Raw genomic sequence first — 18,945 nt, forward strand, 5'->3', positions numbered from 1 at the left:
ACGGATACTACTGTTGCGGATCGCCATCCCCATCGCGTCTGTGACCAACTCCGTGCGCATGTGATCGGCCAACGCGTAACCGACGACCTTCTTGCTGAAGCAGTCCAGCACCGTCGCCAGATACACCCAGCCCTCCCATGTCGGAATGTAGGTGATGTCACCGACAAGCTTCACCCCAGGCTCGCACGCGGTGAAGTCCCGCTGCAGCAGGTCCGGCAGCCCGCCGGTGACCGCCGGCACCGTGGTCCTGGGCACCCTCGGCCTCGGCTGGCACGACACCAAACCACGCTCACGCATCAGCGTCCGCACGGTCTTCGGGTCACAAGGCCTGCCCGCCTCGAGCAGGGCAGCGTGGACCCTGCGGTGACCGTAGGTGCCGTCCGAGTCGGCGAAGATCGCCTCGATCACATCACCGAGCTGGGCACGCCACCGCTCGGTCGCCGACGGGTCACGATCGCGCCACTCGTAGTACCCCGACCTCGACACCTTCGCCCACCGGCACATCGACCGGATCGGATACCCGCCCTCTTCGCTGTTGATGAATGCATACTTCGCGTTCACCGGAACTCCTTCGCGAAGAAGGCCGCCGCTTTTCCCAGGAACTCCTTCTCCATCCGGAGTTCGCGGTTCTCCTTGCGGAGTCGCTCCAATTCTGCACGCTCCGGCTCCGACAATCCTGGCTCGTCGACAGGACTCGACTTCTTGTACCTGTTCACCCACACCCGCAATGTCTCCGTTCCCACACCCAACTCGCGGGCAACATCGGCGATCGGCCGTGACGATTCAAGAACCAGACGGACCGCCTGCTCCCGAAACTCAGGGCTGAACTTCCTACGCGTCATTAGTAATCCATTCCATTCCTCCCGATACCCTACCAATCGGGTCCATGGTCCGGAATCAATCCCTCAGCTCAGTTTATCCCACGCGGGATCATGCTGTTCAGGATGTGACAAGATATATCGAGTTGCGTTACAATCAGAAAAGGTTGCACTCGGGTCTGGAGTATTCAACCCCGAATCGGGTCGAGGCGGCCTGGTACGAGGCCCAACAAGCAGCGTGAAATCATGTTTGGAACCGGTCCGAAATTCGTCCCACCGCTCAGACATGAATCGCGTCGATGAACACCACCGGATACACCGGGTCCAGTGGTCGGTTCTGCCACTCGCCCATCGAGTCCAGGACCTTGTCGGTGATCGTCGAGATCGTGGTCTTCGACACCTCAGAGCCATAAACATCGGCCAGATGCGCCGCGATGTCGCCATGGGTCAGCCCGCGAGCCGACAGCGACAACACCACGTCCTCGATCGCCCCCAAACGCCGTTGCCGCTTCGCCACCACGACCGGCTCAAACGACCCGGCCCGATCCCGAGGCACAGCGATCTCGACCGGGCCGGCCTTCGTCAGCACCGTCTTCGACCGCGTCCCGTTACGAGCGTTGTCGCTGCCCTCGACCCGCTCGTGCTTGTCATAGCCCAGATGCGCGGTCATCTCGCCCTCCAGGGCCGACTCCAGGACCAGCTTGGTCAGCTGAGCCAGCAGCCCGCCCTCGCCCTCCACGGACAGCCCCAGCCGCTGCGCGTCGCCCACGAGCTGCGCCACCAAATCCTTGTCCACCAGCGGGGGCGTTCCCGTCGCCGTCACCTGGTCCTCGACCTCCATCACGACCGCCTCAGCGACCGGCTCAACCTGCATCCTCATCGGGTACCTCCTACATCGGAGTTACACCGGAAAACGTACAGTCCCCTTTTCACCGTCGAAAGTGTTCAGTTTTCAAGCGTTGCCGACAGAGACGCGTGGAGTTCGCTACGCTTTGCCGCAAGAACGTGCTCCGGGGTCGGTGAAACTCCGAACCGGCGGTGATAGTCCGCGACCCGGCGGCTCCTTGTGAGCCAATGGTTGAACCGGTGGGATTCCGGTACCGACGGTTAAAGTCCGGATGGGAGGCGCACGCGGTTCGTGGCATTGCCGCGCGCCGACGCTCCTGCGTTGGCGGGTCCGGCTTCGCTGCGCGCTGGCATGTCCCTGCCCCGGAGTCGTCACACGAGACGACGGAGGGGCAGATGAGTCCGACCATCCTGGAAGACCGGCGATCAGCCGATGCGACCACAAGCGCGCACGAGAGCGCCATGGACCGTGCCCTCATGCTCGCCGCCCGGTCCCCGCGGGCCGACCCGAACCCACGCGTCGGCTGCGTCCTGGTCGACGATGACGGCCGGATCGTGGGCGAGGGCTGGCACCATGGCGCCGGAACGCCGCACGCCGAGGTTGAGGCGCTCAGCGGCGCCGGTCCGGACGCCGCGGGCGCCACTGCGTACGTGACCTTGGAGCCCTGCAACCACCATGGCCGCACCGGTCCCTGCGCCGAGGCGCTGCTGCGCGCCGGCGTCCGTCGCGTGGTGTACGCCCAGGCCGACCCGAATCCGCCCGCGTCCGGCGGCGCGGCCACGCTGGCCGCGGGTGGAGTGGAGGTGCTGGGCGGCGTCCGGGCAGCGGAAGCGGCCCTCCTCAATGAGGCCTGGACGTTCTCGGTGACGCACGGGCGTCCTTTCGTCACCTGGAAGGTTGCGGGCACCCTGGACGGCCGGACCGCCGCCGCGGACGGCACGTCGGCGTGGATCACGGGCCAGCCCGCCCGGCTCGACGTCCATCGGTTGCGGTCCCGCTGCGGGGCGATTGTCGTCGGGACGGGGACGGTGCTGGCCGACGATCCCCGCCTCACCGTCCGCCGCCCCGACGGCACGGAAGCGCCCCGGCAACCCGTCCGGGTGGTCGTCGGACGTCGCCCGATCCCCGCTGACGCCCGTGTCCTGTCGCCAGACGCGTCCACGCTGCTGCTCGCCGACGACCCGGCAGGTGTCCTGGCACGCCTGCAGGAAGCCGGTGTCCGTCATGTCTGGCTGGAGGGTGGGGCCACCCTCGCCGCGGCGTTCCTCACCGCCGGCCTGGTCGACGAGATCGTCGCCTACCTCGCGCCCGTCCTGGTGGGTTCCGGCTCCCCGCTGGTCGGCGACCTCGGCGTCGCCACCCTCGCGGACGCCCACCGGTACGCCCTGGTCGATGTGCGTCGTCTGGGCGACGACGTCCGGCTCACCCTCCGCCCCCTCCCCGATCTTTCAGAACCCCAACCGAACTCTGGCAAGGAGTGATCATGTTCACCGGCATCATCGAAGAACTGGGCGAGGTCGTCGAGATCCGCCACCTGGAGGACTCCGCCGTCGTGACCGTCCGCGGTCCGCTCGTCACCTCCGACGCCACCCACGGCAGCTCGATCGCCGTCAACGGTGTCTGCCTCACCGTGACCGGCCTGGACGGGGACCTGTTCATGGTCGACGTCATGGCCGAGTCACTCCGGCGAACATCGCTGGGCGGCCTCACCCCGGGGGACCGGGTCAACCTGGAGCGGGCGATGGGGTCCGACGGCCGGTTCGGCGGGCACATCGTGCAGGGACACGTCGACGGAACGGGCCGCATCCTGTCCCGTACGCCGGGCGAGCAGTGGGAGGTGGTCGAGATCTCCTGCCCAGCCGAGGTGCAGCGCTACCTGGTCGAGAAGGGCTCGGTCACCGTCGACGGCGTGTCCCTGACCGTGTTCGACATCCGGCCGGACCGGTTCACGGTCTCGCTGATCCCGACCACGCTCGAGCTGACGACCCTCGGTCCCGCCGCTGTCGGGGCGGTCGTCAACCTCGAGGCGGACATCCTCGGCAAGTACATCGTCGCCCACCTCGAGCGTCTCGAACTTGGCGCCCTGCGGGAGACCATCCATGCCTGAGTTCGCCACCATTCCCGCAGCCCTGGACGCGCTGCGCGCCGGCCGTCCGGTCCTGGTCCTCGACGACGCCGACCGGGAGAACGAGGGGGACGCCATCTTGGCGGCCTCGACGGCGTCCGCCGAATGGGTCGGGTGGATGGTGCGGCACACATCGGGCTACCTGTGCGCCCCCCTGCCCGTCGACTGGGCCGACCGTCTGGGCCTGCCCCTCATGGTTCCCGACAGCGCCGACCCGTTGCGGACCGCGTACACCGTCAGCGTGGACGCGGCGTCCGGGGTCACGACCGGGATCTCGGCGGCGGACCGGGCCACCACGCTCCGCGTCCTCGGCAACCCGGACGCCGCGGCGTCCGACCTGATCCGGCCCGGGCACGTCCTGCCACTGCGCGCCCGGCCCGGCGGGGTCTTCGAACGGCAGGGGCACACCGAGGCGACCGTCGACCTGTGCCGGCTGGCCGGCCTGCCGCCCGTGGGCGTGATCGGTGAACTCGTCCACGATGCGGGTGAGGTGATGCGGACGCCCGACGTCGTCGCCCTCGGCGCGGCCGAGTGCCTGCCCGTCATCACGATCGCGGACCTGGTCGCCTGGCGCGACCTGTACGACCGCGTCACGCTGGCCGCCGTAACGACGCTGCCCACCGCCCACGGGACGTTCGCGTTGCACGGCTACCGGGACCGGCGCACCGGCGCCGAACACCTCGCCTTGATCAGCCCACGCGGCCTCACCACCGATGGCGCGGCACCGCTCGTCCGCCTCCACTCCGAATGTCTCACTGGGGACGCGTTCGGTTCCCGCCGCTGCGACTGCGGCCGCCAACTCGACGAGTCCCTCGCCGTCATTGCCCGTCAGGGGGGTGTCGTGATCTACCTGCGAGGTCACGAGGGGCGCGGCGTGGGGCTGCTCGCGAAGCTGTCGGCGTACGCCCTCCAGGACGTCGGCGCGGACACCGTCGACGCCCAAACCCTGCTGGGCCTACCGGTCGACGCCCGCGAATACGGCGCCGCCGCCGCCATCCTGACCGCCCAAGGGGTGGTCCGGGCCGAACTGCTCACCAACAACCCGGCCAAGGCCGACGGCCTGCGCACGGCGGGGATCGACATCACCGGCCTCCGTCCGCTCATCGTGGAGCCCAACCCCGACAACGTGCACTACCTGTCCACCAAGCGCGAGCGGATGGGCCACCGCCTACCCACCGCGTCCACCCTCGTCCAGGAGGCCTGATGGCTGGCTCCGGCACCCCCCACCTCACCGTCGACGGCCGCGGCCGACGCATCACCGTCGTCGCCTCGTCCTGGCACGACCTCGTCATGAACTCTCTCGTCACCAACGCAGTTACCACGCTGGAACGGGCCGGCGCGACCGTCACGGTGGTCCGCGTCCCGGGCACGTTCGAGCTGCCGGTCGCCTGTGCCCGCCTGGCCCACCACTTCGACGGGCTGGTCGCGCTCGGTGTCGTCATCCGGGGCGGGACACCCCACTTCGACTACGTCTGCGCAGGCGCCACCCACGGCATCGTCGACGTGATGACCCGCACTGGAACGCCCGTCGGTTTCGGTGTCCTCACGTGTGACACCGAGCAGCAGGCGCTCGACAGGGCTGGGCTTCCCGGATCACCGGAGGACAAGGGACGCGAGGCGGCCGAGGCCGTCCTGGCCACCCTCTCTGCGCTGACCGCCGCGGTGCCCTGATCCTCCTACCATTGCAAGCGCCCGGACACCCGGAATGGCCGCCGCCGGTGAGCCGTTCGATCGTCTGCGCGTGTCACCACGTTCAAGGCGTGCGTGGCAGCTGGGCGACGTCCCTCACCTCTCCGATTGCTCGCTCGACGACGTCCTCGAGGATCGCGGCACCGATCGTTTCCTCACCGTCGACGACGAGCGCGAAGTGGGTGCCGCCCGCCTGCATGGCGGCCACGGCGGCCTCCAGGGGGGCGTCCTTCGCGATGGTCGCCAGCGGGCGGAGAAATGGACCGCCCGGCGCCACCCCGGCCGAACCCGCCACCAGTGGGGTCGTCGTCGACCGCACGCCGCACCCTGTCCCTGTCATCAAGGGTGGTGGCGACGTCTGGTCCGCCGACGTGGACGTCCGACTCTGGATTCGGCGGACAGGGACGATCCGTAGCGCCAGTCTCCTGGTGGCTTCGCGGCGCCCCTGTCCGCGAGGAGGAGCCGGAGCCCGTTAGGACGGATGTCGTGTTCGCTCGCCGCCGCCAGGAGGACGCCCATGAACCCCGAGCCACACCACCATGTCACCGGGACAGGATTGTGGCTCCAGGAGGCCGACGTCCACGGCGTCCTGCGCCGACGCGGGGCAAGTCGTACACCGAGATCGCCGAGACTGTGGGAGGTGTGACATGGAGGCCGTCGCTGTCACGTGCGTGGTTGCCCGAGGGCTCGTGGACGCCTTGGAGGCACTCCTCTTGAGCCTGCCTGGTCGGCGCCGCTCTGCTGGCAGCGTTGCGGTGAACGCCGGGTGGGTTGGGGCTGCGACGCTTGGCGGTCGTCGGCCTATGCTGAAGGCAGTCTTGGACGCGAGGTCCGCGCGGCCTTGGCTCCGGTGCTATTCCCCACGTATTCCCCACGACAAGGTGACGAAGTAGCAATCAACCCACATAAGACCTTGTCAGGGGGCCATTATCGGCTGACAGAAGAGAGCTTCAACTCCTCTCTCGCGCACAAAAGTGCCTCTGACTAGGGCAAATACAGGGAATCGGCGAGAGGTGAGAACCTCTCGCCGATTCTCTGTCTCTGGGTGCTGGTTCGCCTTTGGCGACGGGTGACACCGGGGGACGCGGTTCCCGATTGCCGTCGAGGACAGGCTTCTTGCCTGGTTGGGGGGGATCATCATTCCCCACGGGTTCCCCATGGGGAATGATGATCCCGGGCCTCAAGGAGGTGACTGACTTTCGGCCAGACTCTGGGTCGTGTGGGCCGCGATGGGCGAGACTGGACCGAGAGGACTGGAGGCGGGCGCAACGTGAGGGCCTGGCCGCGGTGGACTCCTCTGGAGCTCTCCGGATGACCGGCATGTCCGCATCGATGCCGGTGATGCCCTCCATCTGGACGGTCTCCGCTGCGGCCAACGGGCACACGATCCGCGCTGGCTGCACCAGCCCGGCCTCAGTCGCGTCCGATGCTGATGACCACGCCCCTGCCACGATCCACGGCCTTGACGCTCTCGATAAGCACCAGCAGTCCGACACCGGCGGCCGCTGCGATCAGCAGATCGACCGCGCCCAGCGGCTCCAGCCGCAGGAGCACACCCAGCGGCGTGTAGAGCGCTACCAACTGCAGTGCCAGCACCAGTGCGGCGATCCACAGCAGCAACGGGTTGGAACGCCAGCCGATCGTGGTGAGCGAGTCGTGGTGGGACCGGGTGGCGAAGGCCTGCCCGATCTGCAGGAACGCAAGGGTGGTGAACAGCATCGACTGCCACGCCGGGTTGCCGGTTTCGTGGTACCAGAAGCCGATTCCCAGCGCCACGACGCCGATGACCAGGCCGACCCACACCGTCCGACGGCCCAGACCACCCGTCCAGAGACTCCCGCCGGGCACGTGGGGCGGCCTGCGCATCACGGTGGACTCAGCGGGCTCCTTGCCCATCGCGAGGCCGAGCAGGCCGTCGGTCATGAGGTTGAGCCAAAGCAGCTGCAGCGGGAGCAGGGCCACAGCCGCCGTGGCATCGAATGGGAGGAAGAGGAACGGGATGGGCCAGCCGACCATGACGATGATCTTGCCGAGGTTGCCGGCCACGGCGAACGAGACGAACCGGCGAAGGTTGTCATAGATGACCCTGCCCTCCTCGACGGCGGCGATGATGGTGGCGAAGTTGTCGTCGCGCAGCACCATGTCCGAGGCCTCCTTCGAGACGTCGGTGCCGGTGATGCCCATGGCCACGCCGATGTCGGACTTCTTCAGCGCGGGTGCGTCGTTGACGCCGTCGCCCGTCATGGCCACGATCTGGCCATGACGCTGCAGCGAATCGACCAGGCGGAGCTTGTGCTCTGGCGAGACGCGGGCGAACACGCTCACAGTCCTGGTGGCGAGATCGAACTCCTCGGCGTCAAGGCGGTCCAGCTCGACGCCTGTCAGCACTCCACCGTCGCGCCCGATGCCGAGCTCGCGGGCGATGGCCTGCGCAGTCAGGGGGTGGTCGCCTGTGATCATGACCGGTCGGATGCCGGCGCCCTGACAGGTGGCCACGGCTGTGGCCACCTCGGGCCGAGGGGGATCGATGATGCCGACGACGCCCAGCAGGACGAGGTCGGTCTCAGGGTCGGCCGGCGTGTGCCCGGGGCGGATGAGCCGCAGGGCGAGGCCCAGCACCCGCTGGCCACGTGAGGCCAGGTCCTTGTTGGTGTTCTCGACCCAGGCGCGCGTGGCGTCGTCGAAGGCTCGGACGCCGCCGTCGGCGAGCACGCCAGCGGTGCGGGGAACGAGCGCGTCGACGGCTCCCTTCACGAAGAGGAGATCGTGGTCCTGCGGTAGCTGCGCCAGCTCGGAGACCCGCCCGGCTAGCGCCGCGTGCCGGGTGCTCATGCGTTTACGTTCGGAATCGAAGGGCAACTCCCCGATCCTCGGCAGGACCGTGCGCAGGGTTACCACGTCGATCCCGCCCCGCTTGGCCGCGTCGAGCAGGCAGGTCTCAGTAGGGTCGCCGATCGCCTCAGCCCCCTCCCCGGCGACGTGGCGAAGCTCGGCGTCGTTGCACAGTGCCCCGGCCGCCAAGGCGACGAGGGCCAGACCTGACGGCGGGCCACCTCCCGGTGTCCAGAGGCCCTCGGGCAGGATCAGCGTTGAGACGGTCATCCTGTTCTGGGTCAGGGTGCCTGTCTTGTCCGAGCAGATGGTGGTCACCGAGCCCAGGGTCTCCACCGCAGGCAGTTTGCGCACCAGGGCGTTGCGCCGCAGCATCCGCTGGGCACCCACGGCCAGCGTGAACGTCACGACGGCCGGTAGACCCTCTGGGATGACCGCAACGGCCACCGAGATGGCGGTGAGCACCAGGTCGCTCCACGTCTCGCCGGCGAGCGCGCCAAGGACCGCAACGACCCCTGCGGTGACGACGCCCAGGACGGCAAGTTGTTTTCCGACGCTGTCGAGGCGCGCCTGGAGCGGGGTCTGCTCCGCCGTCACCCCCTGGAGCAGGTCGGCGATCCTGCCCAGTTCCGTGGCCATGCCAGTGGCGATGACCAGACCCACGCCACGGCCGTAGGTGACCTCGGTTCCGGAAAATGCCATGTTGACGCGATCACCCACGGGGAGGTCTGAACCCGCTAGAGGTGCGGTCATCTTGTCCACGGCCTCGGACTCGCCCGTCAGTGCCGCCTCCTGGATCCTCAAGGAGACCGCCTCGAGCAGTCGTAGATCGGCCGGGACCACGGTGCCCGCGTCCAGATGGATCACGTCTCCCGGTACCAGTTGCCGTGCCGGTAATGGGACGGTGCCGCCGTCGCGGAGGACCCGCACGGTGGGTACCGTCATTTGGCGCAGGGCGGCGATGGCTTTCTCTGCTCGGTACTCCTGGAAGAAGCCGAGTAGTGCGAACAGCAGCACGATCCCGCCGATGGCACCGGCCTCCAGGAACTTGCCGAGGATCAGCGAGAGGACGGTGGCCGCGATGAGGATCAACACCATCACCGAGGTGAACTGCTCCCACAGGATCTTCCAGGCCGGTGTGCCGCCGCGGTCGATGAGTTCGTTGGTGCCGTAGCGCTTCAAGCGCTCCTCGGCCTCTGGCGTCGTGATCCCGGAGGCCCGCGAGTCAGTTCGCGCCAGAGCGTGGTCGGTGGTGATCAGATGCCAGGACGGATCAGTCTCGGCTGGGCTGTCGTCGGTGAGGCTGTCCGTGGGCAAGCTGTCTCCCGGAGTGAGGTGCATACGAGTGAGGTTCATGCAAAGGAAGAACGTCGAGTCTCTCCCGCCTTACGGCCGATCCGACGGGCTTGCGCCGTGCTGACGTCGGACCCGTTGTGGGGATATTCCCTCTCCGCACAACTCGAGGGTACCTGCCCTTGGGGGCAGCCGCAACTACGCTAGACGCATGCCTGGGCCGCCCCAGTTGCGTGGGACTTGACAGTGAGACAATACGCTGGGCCGACACTTGGCGGAGATGGCCCTATTGGGGTCGGTGCCAGTTGGAGAAAGCGAAGAGCAGTGCACCGATGAGGGTGACACTTAGCCCTACCGCCAACAACTCGTCCGGTTCCGGCCTGGCAACGAGCACCTCAAGGAATCGCACCACGATCACGAGCAGCAGCGTCCCAGCCGTTCGGCCCTTGAGGTGGTCAAAGGAGAGCGTGGTGAGGCTTGGGGGCAGGTTGAGGTCGCCCACAAAGAGTTCCCACAGTCCGTAGCCGACGATGAGCATCACCGTGGCGATGAGGATCGAGTCCACGCTCTCGTACAATTTGACCAGCGCAGCGTCGGGGTTAGTCGACGCGGTGAGCAGCGTCTCGACAAACAACAAGGCCTTGCTGAGTGCCCAGAGGTAGGTGGTCACGGACAGCAGAAGTGCTGTGACCGCCCCGATGGCCGCGATGTAGCGAAAAAGCTCGAGACCCCGTTTCATCGCCCCGGCGCCCCGCATGGATGGCCCTACGCCGGGGGCCTCAGCCTCGTCCCGGTGGGTCGGCTCAGTGTTCATCACGGTCCACAGGGACAAGCGTCCGGGGGTTGCAGCACCGTGGGTATCATGCCGAGAGTGTAGCAGTCCGGCAGACGGAGCATCGGCGCGGGAGCCGGCGCGCCACAAGCAAGTTACGAGGGCACGCCGGTCGTCCTTACGGCTATCCCGTGTTCTGCAGACCGGCAGCCGCTCCGTTCACGGTCGTCAACAGGACCCGCGTCCACTGTTCCCGGTCCTCCTCAGACGGGGCGTCGTCCCCCGGACCGCCCTCGCGGATGACGCGCAGTGCGCGCAACTGCAGGTGGCTGAGCGCGTCGATGGACGGGGCCCGCAGTGCAACCCGGGTGCCGAGGCGGAGTTTGCGTTCCAATAGCTCCTCCTGCTCCAGGGTCGCCAGCACCAAGCTGCGCGTCAGCTCGTACTCCGCCAGCACGGCGCTGGTGACACTCAGCTGCCCACCGAGTGCCAGGAAGGACTTCGCCAGGCGCGGGTTGGCCTTCGCGAGGCTCATCTCCGCAATGTCGATCATGCTGGCAAACAGCGGCCACTGACGGTAGGCCTCGCGCAACCGCTCGAGGTCATCCACAGCGGCCAACCCGGAGCCCAGCCCGAACCAGCCGGGCACGTTCGCCCGGATTTGGGACCATGCGAACACCCAGGGGATGGCCCGGAAGTCACTCAGATCCCTGCCCTTCTCCGCGCCGCTTCGCCGCGCCGGGCGGGATCCGAGCCTCAGCCGCCCCAACTCCTCAAGCGGGCTCGACGCAGCCACGACATCGGCGAAACCAGGCGTGCGCACGAGGCTGAGGTAGGTCTCGCGAGAGACCCGCTCCACCGTCGTCGCGACATCGTCGAACTCCTCAGCGGCGGCACGGTTGCGGTGCACCACGTCGTCGGTGTCTGCGAGCAGCACCGCCGAGGTGAGACGTTCCAAGTGCGCCTGGGCCAGGGTCACGTCCGCGTACCGGGCAAAGATGACCTCACCCTGCTCGGTGACCTTGAACCGGCCGGAGACCGAACCCGGAGGCTGGGCCAGGATGGCCCGGTGAACAGGGCCTCCGCCACGGCCCAGGGATCCGCCTCGGCCGTGGAACAGCGTGAGTTGGATGCCGTGACGCTGCGCCCACTCAACGATCTGGGTCTGCGCCCGGTAAAGAGTCAGGGTTGCGCTGGCCGGCCCGACGTCCTTGGCCGAGTCCGAGTAACCGACCATCACCTCGACGTGCCAGTCCACCTCGTCGAGCCAGCTGCGGGTGCTCTCCAAGGTGAGCCACTCTTCAAGGACACCGACGGCCCCGCTCAAGTCGGCTCCGGTTTCGAAAAGCGGAACCACGTTCAAACTGAGGGCGGCGTCACCGACCGCGAGGCGAGCAAGGGCGCGCACTGCGACGAGGTGCTGAGCCTGCTGGGTGAAGCTCACCACGTGACGGCCGCACGACTGAGCCCCCCAGCGCTCCTGAAGCCAGGACATGACCCGAAGCGTGTCGAGCACCTCGCGGGTGGCGTCGCTGAGAGCCTGGACGTGGGCCGGCCAACCGTTGACCGCGAGCGAGTCGAGCAACTCCAGCCGCGTGGGGCTGCCCGGCGCTTCCGGGTCCCAGTCGAGTTGCCCGAGCAGTTCGTCCAAGACTCGCCGGTGCACATCGCTGTGCTGGCGCACCTCCAGGTCGGCCAGGTGGAAGCCGAAGGTTTCGGCCAGCCAGATCAGGTGCTGGAGCTCCCCGAAAGCCGCCCGTGTGTCTCCTGCCTGCTCCAGGGAGGTCTGGATCAGACTGAGATCAGCCACCAACTCAGCGGGCTCGCGGTATGCGAGATCGATCTGGCCCTCTCTGGTGGCCGTGAGCCTGGTGGCGACGAAGAGTAGCTTCTGCCGATGCGGCTCTCCCGGAGACGATTTGCGGATGAGTTGGAAGATCTCCGGCGCCGTGACCGAATCACGGGCCAGCGCACTGGCCAGTTCGGGCGACGGGGGGCTGGCGTCCTCGCTCATCGTGAGGGTGCGGGCGACGCGATCTGCTCCGGTGGCGAGCGCCTTGAGAATGCACTCCGCCTGGATGGACATGGTCTGCCGGGTGACCTCGGCCGTGACGAACGGGTTGCCGTCCCGGTCACCGCCCACCCAGGAACCGAACCGCAGGAAACCGGGAACCGACGGGCGACAACGGCCCGGCTCCCCGTCGGCGATCGCGGACTCGACTGTGCGGTACAACCGTGGCACCGCTTGAAACAGCGTCTGGTCAAACACGGACATCACGGTGCGAACCTCGTCCGAGGGTTGGGGTGGTGTGGTGCGCAGGGGGGAGGTGCGGCTGAGGATGTCGATCTCCTCCAGCATCCGGCGCTGAGCGAAGTCCCGCTCCTGCGAGCCGGAGCCTGGATCGTCGTAGCGGTCCAGTTGTTCGGCGATACGATGCAGGGCTGAGGAGACAGCGCGCCTGCGAGCTTCCGTGGGGTGCGCGGTCAGCACCGGATGGATGCGGAGGTTCTTCACGCGAGCCGCCGCGGGGCCGAGTGCGGCCACCGCTGGCCAGACGTCCGGCGCCGTGCCTGCCACCTCGGAGTGTGTCCCGCGGATGAGTCTGGAGCGGTACCGCTCCTCGCTGAGGTTGATCAGGTGGAAGTGAACGGTCAGGGCCTGCGCGAGTTGAAGCGCCTGGGTAGCGGTCAGTGCCCCGACGACCCGGCCAGGCTCCTCGGGGTCGCCGCCATCGGCGGCCCGTGCCGCAGAGTCCTGCACTTGCTGCATAAGCGTGGCGAGCGCGCCGGCTCCTCTCTCGTGGAGAACCTGCTCATGCAGTTGTGTGAGGATGTCGATGTCGGCTTCCAGGAGCCGGTCAAGACCGTACGGATCCTGGTCCAGGTGGATCGCCTCGGCAAGGGGATTGGTCATTGCTACCTCTCTATTTCGTGAATGATGAATCGTGTATCATGCTCCGCTATGGCACCTGGCGACTGGACCTTTCTCTCCAACTATGGCCACGTTCTCGTGGCCCTTGCCCGGAACCCGACGGCGCGGATGCGAGACATTGCGCAGCAGGTGGGTATCACTGAACGAGCCGTGCAGCAGATAGTCGGTGAGTTGGTGACGCAGGGTTACGTGATCAAGGAGAAGTCGGGGCGGCGAAATCACTACCATCTGGCTCCCGGCACCCACCTGCGCCATGATCTGGAGCGCGGCGTCAGGGTCGCCGACTTCGTGGCGATGGTGAGCGGGGCGGACGAAACGAACGGGGCCCGCGCGACGCCGAGCAGGGCGAAGAGTTGATGTACCCATGTGCCCACCTCGCGATCAGGCGCTGCGGTTGGTCGACCACCGCCTCGCATCAATACTACTGCCTAGTTTCCGGAATTGCAATTCGCGTGTCAAGTCGCTACTGTTTCGGTCATGGACGAGGACATCTTCGGTGATCTGATCGCTGCGAACCAGCGCTACGCGAGGTCCGGACCTCGCCCCTTCGACGGCATCGCTCACGCCGGGATCGCCGTCGTGACCTGCATGGACTCACGCCTGGAGCCCTTGGCGATGGTGGGCCTGACTCTGGGCGACGCCAAGATCATGCGCACCCCTGGGGGCCATGTCACCGCGGACGCGCTCACCGGATGCGTGCTAGCCGCACACCTTCTCAACGTGGACCGCATCCTGATCGTCCAACACACCAGCTGTGCCGTGGCAAGCGGCGACGACGATGCGATCCGCCGCCGCGTTTCGGAGACGACCGGTGCCGACCTCGGCAACCTGCCCATCGGCGCGGACCCGGACCAGCGTGGCCGGATCCATGCCGATGTCGCACTGCTGCGACAGCACCCCCTGCTCGCTGACCGGGTCAGGGTCGGCGGCTTCATCTACGACGTTGAGACCAGCCTCCTGGAACAGATCACATGAGCGCCCCCCCTGCTCAGGGCGGCTCCACCGAGGCTTCCGCAGGGACCGCTCGTCTTCCGATGCCAGCACTGCTGGTCTTGGAGGACGGGCGGTTCTTCTGCGGCACGTCGTTCGGCGCCACTGGAGAAACCTTCGGGGAGGCCGTCTTCTCCACAGGCATGACGGGCTACCAGGAGACCCTCACCGATCCCAGCTACCACCGCCAGGTCCTGATCGCGACGGCCCCCCACATCGGCAACACCGGATGGAACGACCAGGACAATGAGTCGCGCAGGATCTGGGTGGCCGGTTACGTGGTCCGCGACCCCTCACGGACACACTCGAGTTGGCGCGCCAACGGCTCCCTGCATGACGAACTGCGTCGGCAAGGGATCGTTGGCATCGCCGACCTCGACACGCGGGCGCTGACGCGTCACATCCGTGACAACGGCGCGATGCGGGTGGGCGTCTCCACCATCGAGACCGACCCTCGGCAACTGCTTGCGCGGGTGCTGGAGACGCAGCCCATGCTGGGGGCGGACCTCGTGGCCGATGTCACCGTCGCTTCGAAGCAGGTCGTCCCGGCAGTGGGCAGGAAGCGCTTCACAGTCGCCGCGGTCGATCTCGGCATCAAGGACATGACTCCCACCCGGCTCGCCCAGCGAGGAATCGAGGTGCACGTCCTGCCTGCTGCGAGCACCCTCGACGACATCACCGCGGTGGGTCCCGATGGGGTCTTCTTCTCCAACGGGCCGGGCGACCCGGCGGCAGCCGGGCGTGCGGTGGACCTTCTCACCGAGATTCTGGATGCGGGGCTGCCCTACTTCGGGATTTGCTTCGGCAACCAGATCTTCGGTCGTGCACTTGGCTTCGGCACCTACAAGCTGAAGTACGGCCATCGCGGCATCAACCAGCCGGTGATGGACCTGGCCAGGGGCACGGTCGAGATCACCGCCCAGAACCACGGCTTCGCCGTAGATGCCCCCCTTGGCCAGTCCGTATCCACCCGCTGGGGAACTGCACGAGTTACCCACGTCTGTCTCAACGACGATGTGGTCGAGGGCCTGGAGTTGCGTAACGATTCCGGCCGACTGACTGCTTTCGCTGTTCAGTATCACCCGGAGGCAGCCGCCGGACCGCACGACGCCGACTACCTGTTCGACCGCTTCGTCGACGTCATGGCCGGAAAGGACGACTGATGCCCCGTCGCACCGACATCTCCTCGATCATGGTGATCGGCTCCGGCCCCATCGTCATCGGGCAGGCGTGCGAGTTCGACTACTCCGGCACGCAGGCCTGCCGCGTGTTGCGCGAGGAGGGGTTCCGGGTGATCCTGGTCAACTCCAACCCGGCCACCATCATGACCGACCCCGAGTACGCTGACGCCACCTACATCGAACCGATCAGGCCCGAGTACCTCGAACAGATCATCGCCACCGAGCGTCCAGACGCGCTGCTCGCGACGCTTGGAGGCCAGACCGCCCTTAACGCCGCCATGACCCTGTTCAAGAACGGGGTGCTCGACCGCTACGACGTCGAACTCATCGGCGCCTCCGTCGACGCCATCGAAAAGGCGGAGAACAGGCTGGAGTTCAACCAGATCGTCACCTCACTCAAGGTGCCCGGCGCTGACGCCGGCGTGGCACGCTCGCGTATCTGCCACGACATGGACGAAGTCCTCGCCGCCGCGGGGATCCTCGGATACCCCATCGTGGTCCGGCCGAGCTTCACCATGGGCGGGCTCGGCTCCGGCATCGCCTACAACGAGGAGGAACTGATCCGGATCGCCGGGGCAGGCCTTTCGGCGTCGCCGGTCACCGAGGTGCTGATCGAGGAGTCGATCATCGGCTGGAAAGAGTTCGAACTCGAAGTCATGCGCGACGGATCGGACAACGTCGTGATCGTGTGCTCCATCGAGAACCTAGACCCCATGGGCGTGCACACCGGGGACTCCATCACAGTGGCCCCCGCCATGACGCTCACAGACAGGGAGTACCAGGCCATGCGCGATGTGGCCATCGCGGTAACCAGGGCGGTCGGCGTCGAAACTGGCGGCTGCAACGTCCAGTTCGCACTCAACCCTGTCGACGGGCGGCTGATAGTGGTGGAGATGAACCCGCGGGTCTCCCGATCCTCGGCGCTGGCCTCGAAGGCCACCGGCTTCCCGATCGCGAAGATCGCAGCGAAGGTGGCGGTGGGCTACACCCTCGACGAGATCCCCAACGACATCACCGGCGAGACGCCCGCCTCGTTCGAACCGTCGCTGGATTACGTCGTGGTCAAGTGCCCGCGCTTCGCGTTCGAGAAGTTCCCCACCGCTGACAGCACCCTCACCACGCACATGAAGTCAGTGGGCGAGGCCATGGCCATCGGCCGATGCTTCACCGAAGCGCTCGGCAAGGCTCTGCGCTCACTGGAGGACCCAGCGGCACTCTTCGACTTCACCCGCCCGATCATCGAGAGCGTGGACGAGCTGCTGCGCCGCATCGCCCGACCGCACGACCACCGCCTGGCCTTCATGATGCAGGCGCTTCGCGCCGGCGCCACCTCGGCACAGGTGGTAGAAGCAACCCGCATCGATCCGTGGTTCGTCGACCAGCTCCAGCTGATCCGCGAGACGGCCGACCAGGTGTGCTCGGCCCCAGAGCTTACGGGCGGTCTCATGCGGCTCGCCAAGCGACACGGCCTCTCCGACGATCAGATCGCCGACCTGCGCAATCTCAGCCCTGACGTGGTCCGTGGCCTCCGCTGGGCGTTCGGCATCCGGCCCGTGTACAAGACGGTCGATACCTGTGCCGCCGAGTTCGCCGCCCGGACGCCGTACCACTACTCCAGCTACGACGAGGAGACCGAGGTCGAGCCCCGGACCCGGCCCGCCGTCATCATCCTGGGCAGCGGTCCCAACCGGATCGGGCAAGGCATCGAGTTCGACTACTCGTGCGTGCACGCGGCCATGGCGTTGCGGGACGCCGGCTACGAGACGGTGATGGTCAACTGCAACCCCGAGACGGTCTCGACCGACTACGACACCACCGACCGGCTGTACTTCGAACCCCTGACGCTGGAGGACGTGCTGGAGGTGGTCCATGCCGAGCTCGCGGCCGGGCCCGTGGCGGGCGTCATCGTGCAGCTGGGCGGGCAGACGCCGCTCAAGCTCGCACAGGCGCTCAAAGACCGTGGAGTCCACATCGTGGGCACGTCGCCAGAGGCCATCCACCTGGCTGAGGATCGCGGAGAATTCGGCGCCCTCCTCAGCTCCGCGGGCCTGCTGTCCCCCCAGCACGGCACGGCCGTCTCCGCCGGACAGGCGCTGGCGGTCGCCCACACGATCGGTTACCCCGTGCTGGTTCGTCCCAGCTACGTGCTGGGCGGGCGCGGCATGGAGATCGTCTACGACGACGCCTCATTGGCGAGCTACATCCAGCGCGCAACCGAGATCGACCCCTCGCACCCCGTGCTCGTGGACCGGTTTCTCGACGACGCGATCGAGATCGACATCGATGCGCTCTACGACGGGGCGGAGCTTTACATCGGCGGCGTGATGGAACACATCGAGGAGGCCGGCATCCACTCCGGCGACTCGGCGTGCACCCTTCCTCCGATTACCCTCGGTACCGAGACCATCGACCAGATTCGCAGCTCCACCGAGATCATCGCCAAACGGATCGGGGTGAAGGGCCTGATCAACATTCAGTACGCGCTGCTCGGCGATGTGCTCTACGTGCTTGAGGCCAACCCGCGGTCGTCGCGGACCGTGCCCTTCGTCTCGAAAGCCACCGGCACGCCGCTGGCCAAGGCCGCAGCCCGCATCTCACTCGGCGCGATGATCGCCGAACTCCGCTCAGACGGAATGCTTCGCTCCGGGGGAGACGGCGCGACGGCGCTCGAGTCGGCACCGATCGCCGTGAAGGAAGCAGTGTTGCCCTTCAACCGGTTCCGCAGCCCCGAGGGCGTCGGCGTCGATCCGCTGCTCGGCCCAGAGATGAGATCCACAGGCGAGGTCATGGGGCTTGATGCGGCCTTTGGCACCGCCTTCGCCAAGAGCCAGGCCGCGTCGTTCTCCGCTCTTCCCACGAGTGGGACGGTGTTCGTCTCGGTGGCGAATCGCGACAAGCGGCACGCGATCTTCCCGATCAAGCGGCTCGCCGACCTCGGGTTCCGGATCCTGGCCACAGAGGGCACGGCACAGGTGCTGCGCCGCCACGATGTTGCGGTCACTGTGCTCCGGAAGGCGTCGCAAGGTACAGGTCCCAACGGTGAGCCGACGGTGGTGCAGGCCATCGCGGCAGGCGAGATCGACCTCGTGGTCAACACGCCGCACGGCCACTCGCTCCATGGCAGCCCCCGACAGGACGGCTGGGAGATTCGCGGCGCGGCCATCCGCGCCGGCGTGCCTTGCGTGACCACGACCCAGGCCCTCGCGGCGTGCGTGCAGGGCGTCGAATCCCTGCGCCAAGGAACCCCGGGGGTGCGTTCGCTGCAGTCCTGGAACGCCGCGATTCGAGCTGATCTCCACCGATCCGTGCCCCCTGGAGTGGGCCACAGCCCCAAGGCCACACAAGAGGCGGAGTTGCGCACCGTCGCTCCCGACGACCACTGTACTCAGCGTGGCTGAGCCGACACCCTCGTCGACACTCCCTCTTTCATGAGGCGGCTTGAGAGACCCGCTTGCTGGGCTGGCTG

Annotated in this window: 15 protein-coding genes and 1 riboswitch; of the genes, 8 read left to right on the forward strand and 7 right to left on the reverse strand. The window is 67.3% G+C overall.

Annotation, left to right across the window (positions count from 1 at the left end):
- The 3 genes from C3E87_RS09960 to C3E87_RS09970 form a co-directional block, all read right to left on the reverse strand.
- Positions 1-561: IS3 family transposase (locus C3E87_RS09960; protein WP_143570987.1), on the reverse strand; the 561-nt coding region annotated here is incomplete at its 3' end.
- Positions 558-842 (reverse strand): transposase, encoded by a 285-nt coding sequence (locus C3E87_RS09965; protein ID WP_076062255.1) that lies wholly within the window; start codon positions 840-842, stop codon positions 558-560. The genes C3E87_RS09960 and C3E87_RS09965, both read right to left, overlap by 4 nt.
- A 256-nt stretch (positions 843-1,098) precedes the next feature.
- Positions 1,099-1,659, reverse strand: a complete 561-nt coding sequence (locus C3E87_RS09970; protein ID WP_233120780.1) for a transposase — start codon at positions 1,657-1,659, stop codon at positions 1,099-1,101.
- Between the two features lie 161 nt (positions 1,660-1,820).
- Positions 1,821-1,952: riboswitch (FMN riboswitch) on the forward strand.
- A gap of 108 nt (positions 1,953-2,060) precedes the next feature.
- Here C3E87_RS09970 and ribD point away from each other — a divergent pair.
- Genes ribD through ribH form a run of 4 tightly spaced genes read left to right on the forward strand, consistent with a single transcriptional unit; the run spans position 2,061 to position 5,461 of the window.
- The gene (gene ribD, locus C3E87_RS09975; protein WP_233120781.1) at positions 2,061-3,146 is read left to right on the forward strand and encodes a bifunctional diaminohydroxyphosphoribosylaminopyrimidine deaminase/5-amino-6-(5-phosphoribosylamino)uracil reductase RibD; all 1,086 of its coding nucleotides are present in this window, start codon (positions 2,061-2,063) and stop codon (positions 3,144-3,146) included.
- A gap of 2 nt (positions 3,147-3,148) precedes the next feature.
- Positions 3,149-3,772, forward strand: a complete 624-nt coding sequence (locus C3E87_RS09980) for a riboflavin synthase (protein WP_076062262.1) — start codon at positions 3,149-3,151, stop codon at positions 3,770-3,772.
- Positions 3,765-4,994 (forward strand): 3,4-dihydroxy-2-butanone-4-phosphate synthase, encoded by a 1,230-nt coding sequence (ribB, locus tag C3E87_RS09985; protein ID WP_068750357.1) that lies wholly within the window; start codon positions 3,765-3,767, stop codon positions 4,992-4,994. The genes C3E87_RS09980 and ribB overlap by 8 nt, the downstream gene beginning before the upstream one ends.
- Positions 4,994-5,461, forward strand: coding sequence for a 6,7-dimethyl-8-ribityllumazine synthase (gene ribH / locus C3E87_RS09990; protein ID WP_076062264.1), 468 nt, complete (start codon positions 4,994-4,996; stop codon positions 5,459-5,461). Before ribB ends, ribH begins: the two co-directional genes overlap by 1 nt.
- Before the next feature lie 82 nt (positions 5,462-5,543).
- On the opposite strand, the gene C3E87_RS09995 is transcribed toward ribH, so the two are convergent.
- The 4 genes from C3E87_RS09995 to C3E87_RS10010 all read right to left on the reverse strand — a co-directional run bounded on the left by C3E87_RS09995 (position 5,544) and on the right by C3E87_RS10010 (position 13,290).
- Entirely contained in the window at positions 5,544-5,798 is a 255-nt protein-coding gene (locus C3E87_RS09995; protein WP_076062268.1) for a hypothetical protein, read from the reverse strand.
- A 1,094-nt stretch (positions 5,799-6,892) separates the two neighbouring features.
- A complete protein-coding gene (locus C3E87_RS10000) occupies positions 6,893-9,667 on the reverse strand; it encodes a cation-translocating P-type ATPase (protein ID WP_143570988.1) in 2,775 nt (924 codons plus the stop codon).
- Between the two features lie 223 nt (positions 9,668-9,890).
- Positions 9,891-10,418: a YqhA family protein gene (locus tag C3E87_RS10005; protein ID WP_143570989.1), complete on the reverse strand. Its 528-nt coding sequence runs from the start codon at positions 10,416-10,418 to the stop codon at positions 9,891-9,893.
- A gap of 142 nt (positions 10,419-10,560) precedes the next feature.
- A complete protein-coding gene (locus tag C3E87_RS10010; RefSeq protein ID WP_076062272.1) occupies positions 10,561-13,290 on the reverse strand; it encodes a phosphoenolpyruvate carboxylase in 2,730 nt (909 codons plus the stop codon).
- A gap of 48 nt (positions 13,291-13,338) precedes the next feature.
- Between C3E87_RS10010 and C3E87_RS10015 the strand changes: the two genes are divergently transcribed.
- From C3E87_RS10015 to carB, 4 genes are all read left to right on the forward strand, one after another.
- Positions 13,339-13,665 carry a helix-turn-helix domain-containing protein gene (locus tag C3E87_RS10015; protein WP_083665557.1) on the forward strand — a complete coding sequence of 109 codons (327 nt, stop codon included), beginning with the start codon at positions 13,339-13,341 and terminating at the stop codon, positions 13,663-13,665.
- Positions 13,666-13,785: 120 nt separating this feature from the next.
- On the forward strand, positions 13,786-14,283 hold the full coding sequence (locus C3E87_RS10020) for a carbonic anhydrase (RefSeq protein ID WP_076062274.1): 498 nt from the start codon (positions 13,786-13,788) through the stop codon (positions 14,281-14,283).
- A gap of 59 nt (positions 14,284-14,342) precedes the next feature.
- Entirely contained in the window at positions 14,343-15,461 is a 1,119-nt protein-coding gene (gene carA / locus C3E87_RS10025) for a glutamine-hydrolyzing carbamoyl-phosphate synthase small subunit (protein WP_076062276.1), read from the forward strand.
- Entirely contained in the window at positions 15,461-18,877 is a 3,417-nt protein-coding gene (gene carB / locus C3E87_RS10030; RefSeq protein WP_083665559.1) for a carbamoyl-phosphate synthase large subunit, read from the forward strand. Before carA ends, carB begins: the two co-directional genes overlap by 1 nt.
- Positions 18,878-18,945: the final 68 nt, after the last annotated feature.

It is taken from the genome of Tessaracoccus sp. ZS01 (genome assembly GCF_022342445.1).
In the GTDB taxonomy this organism is placed as follows: Bacteria; Actinomycetota; Actinomycetes; order Propionibacteriales; family Propionibacteriaceae; genus Arachnia.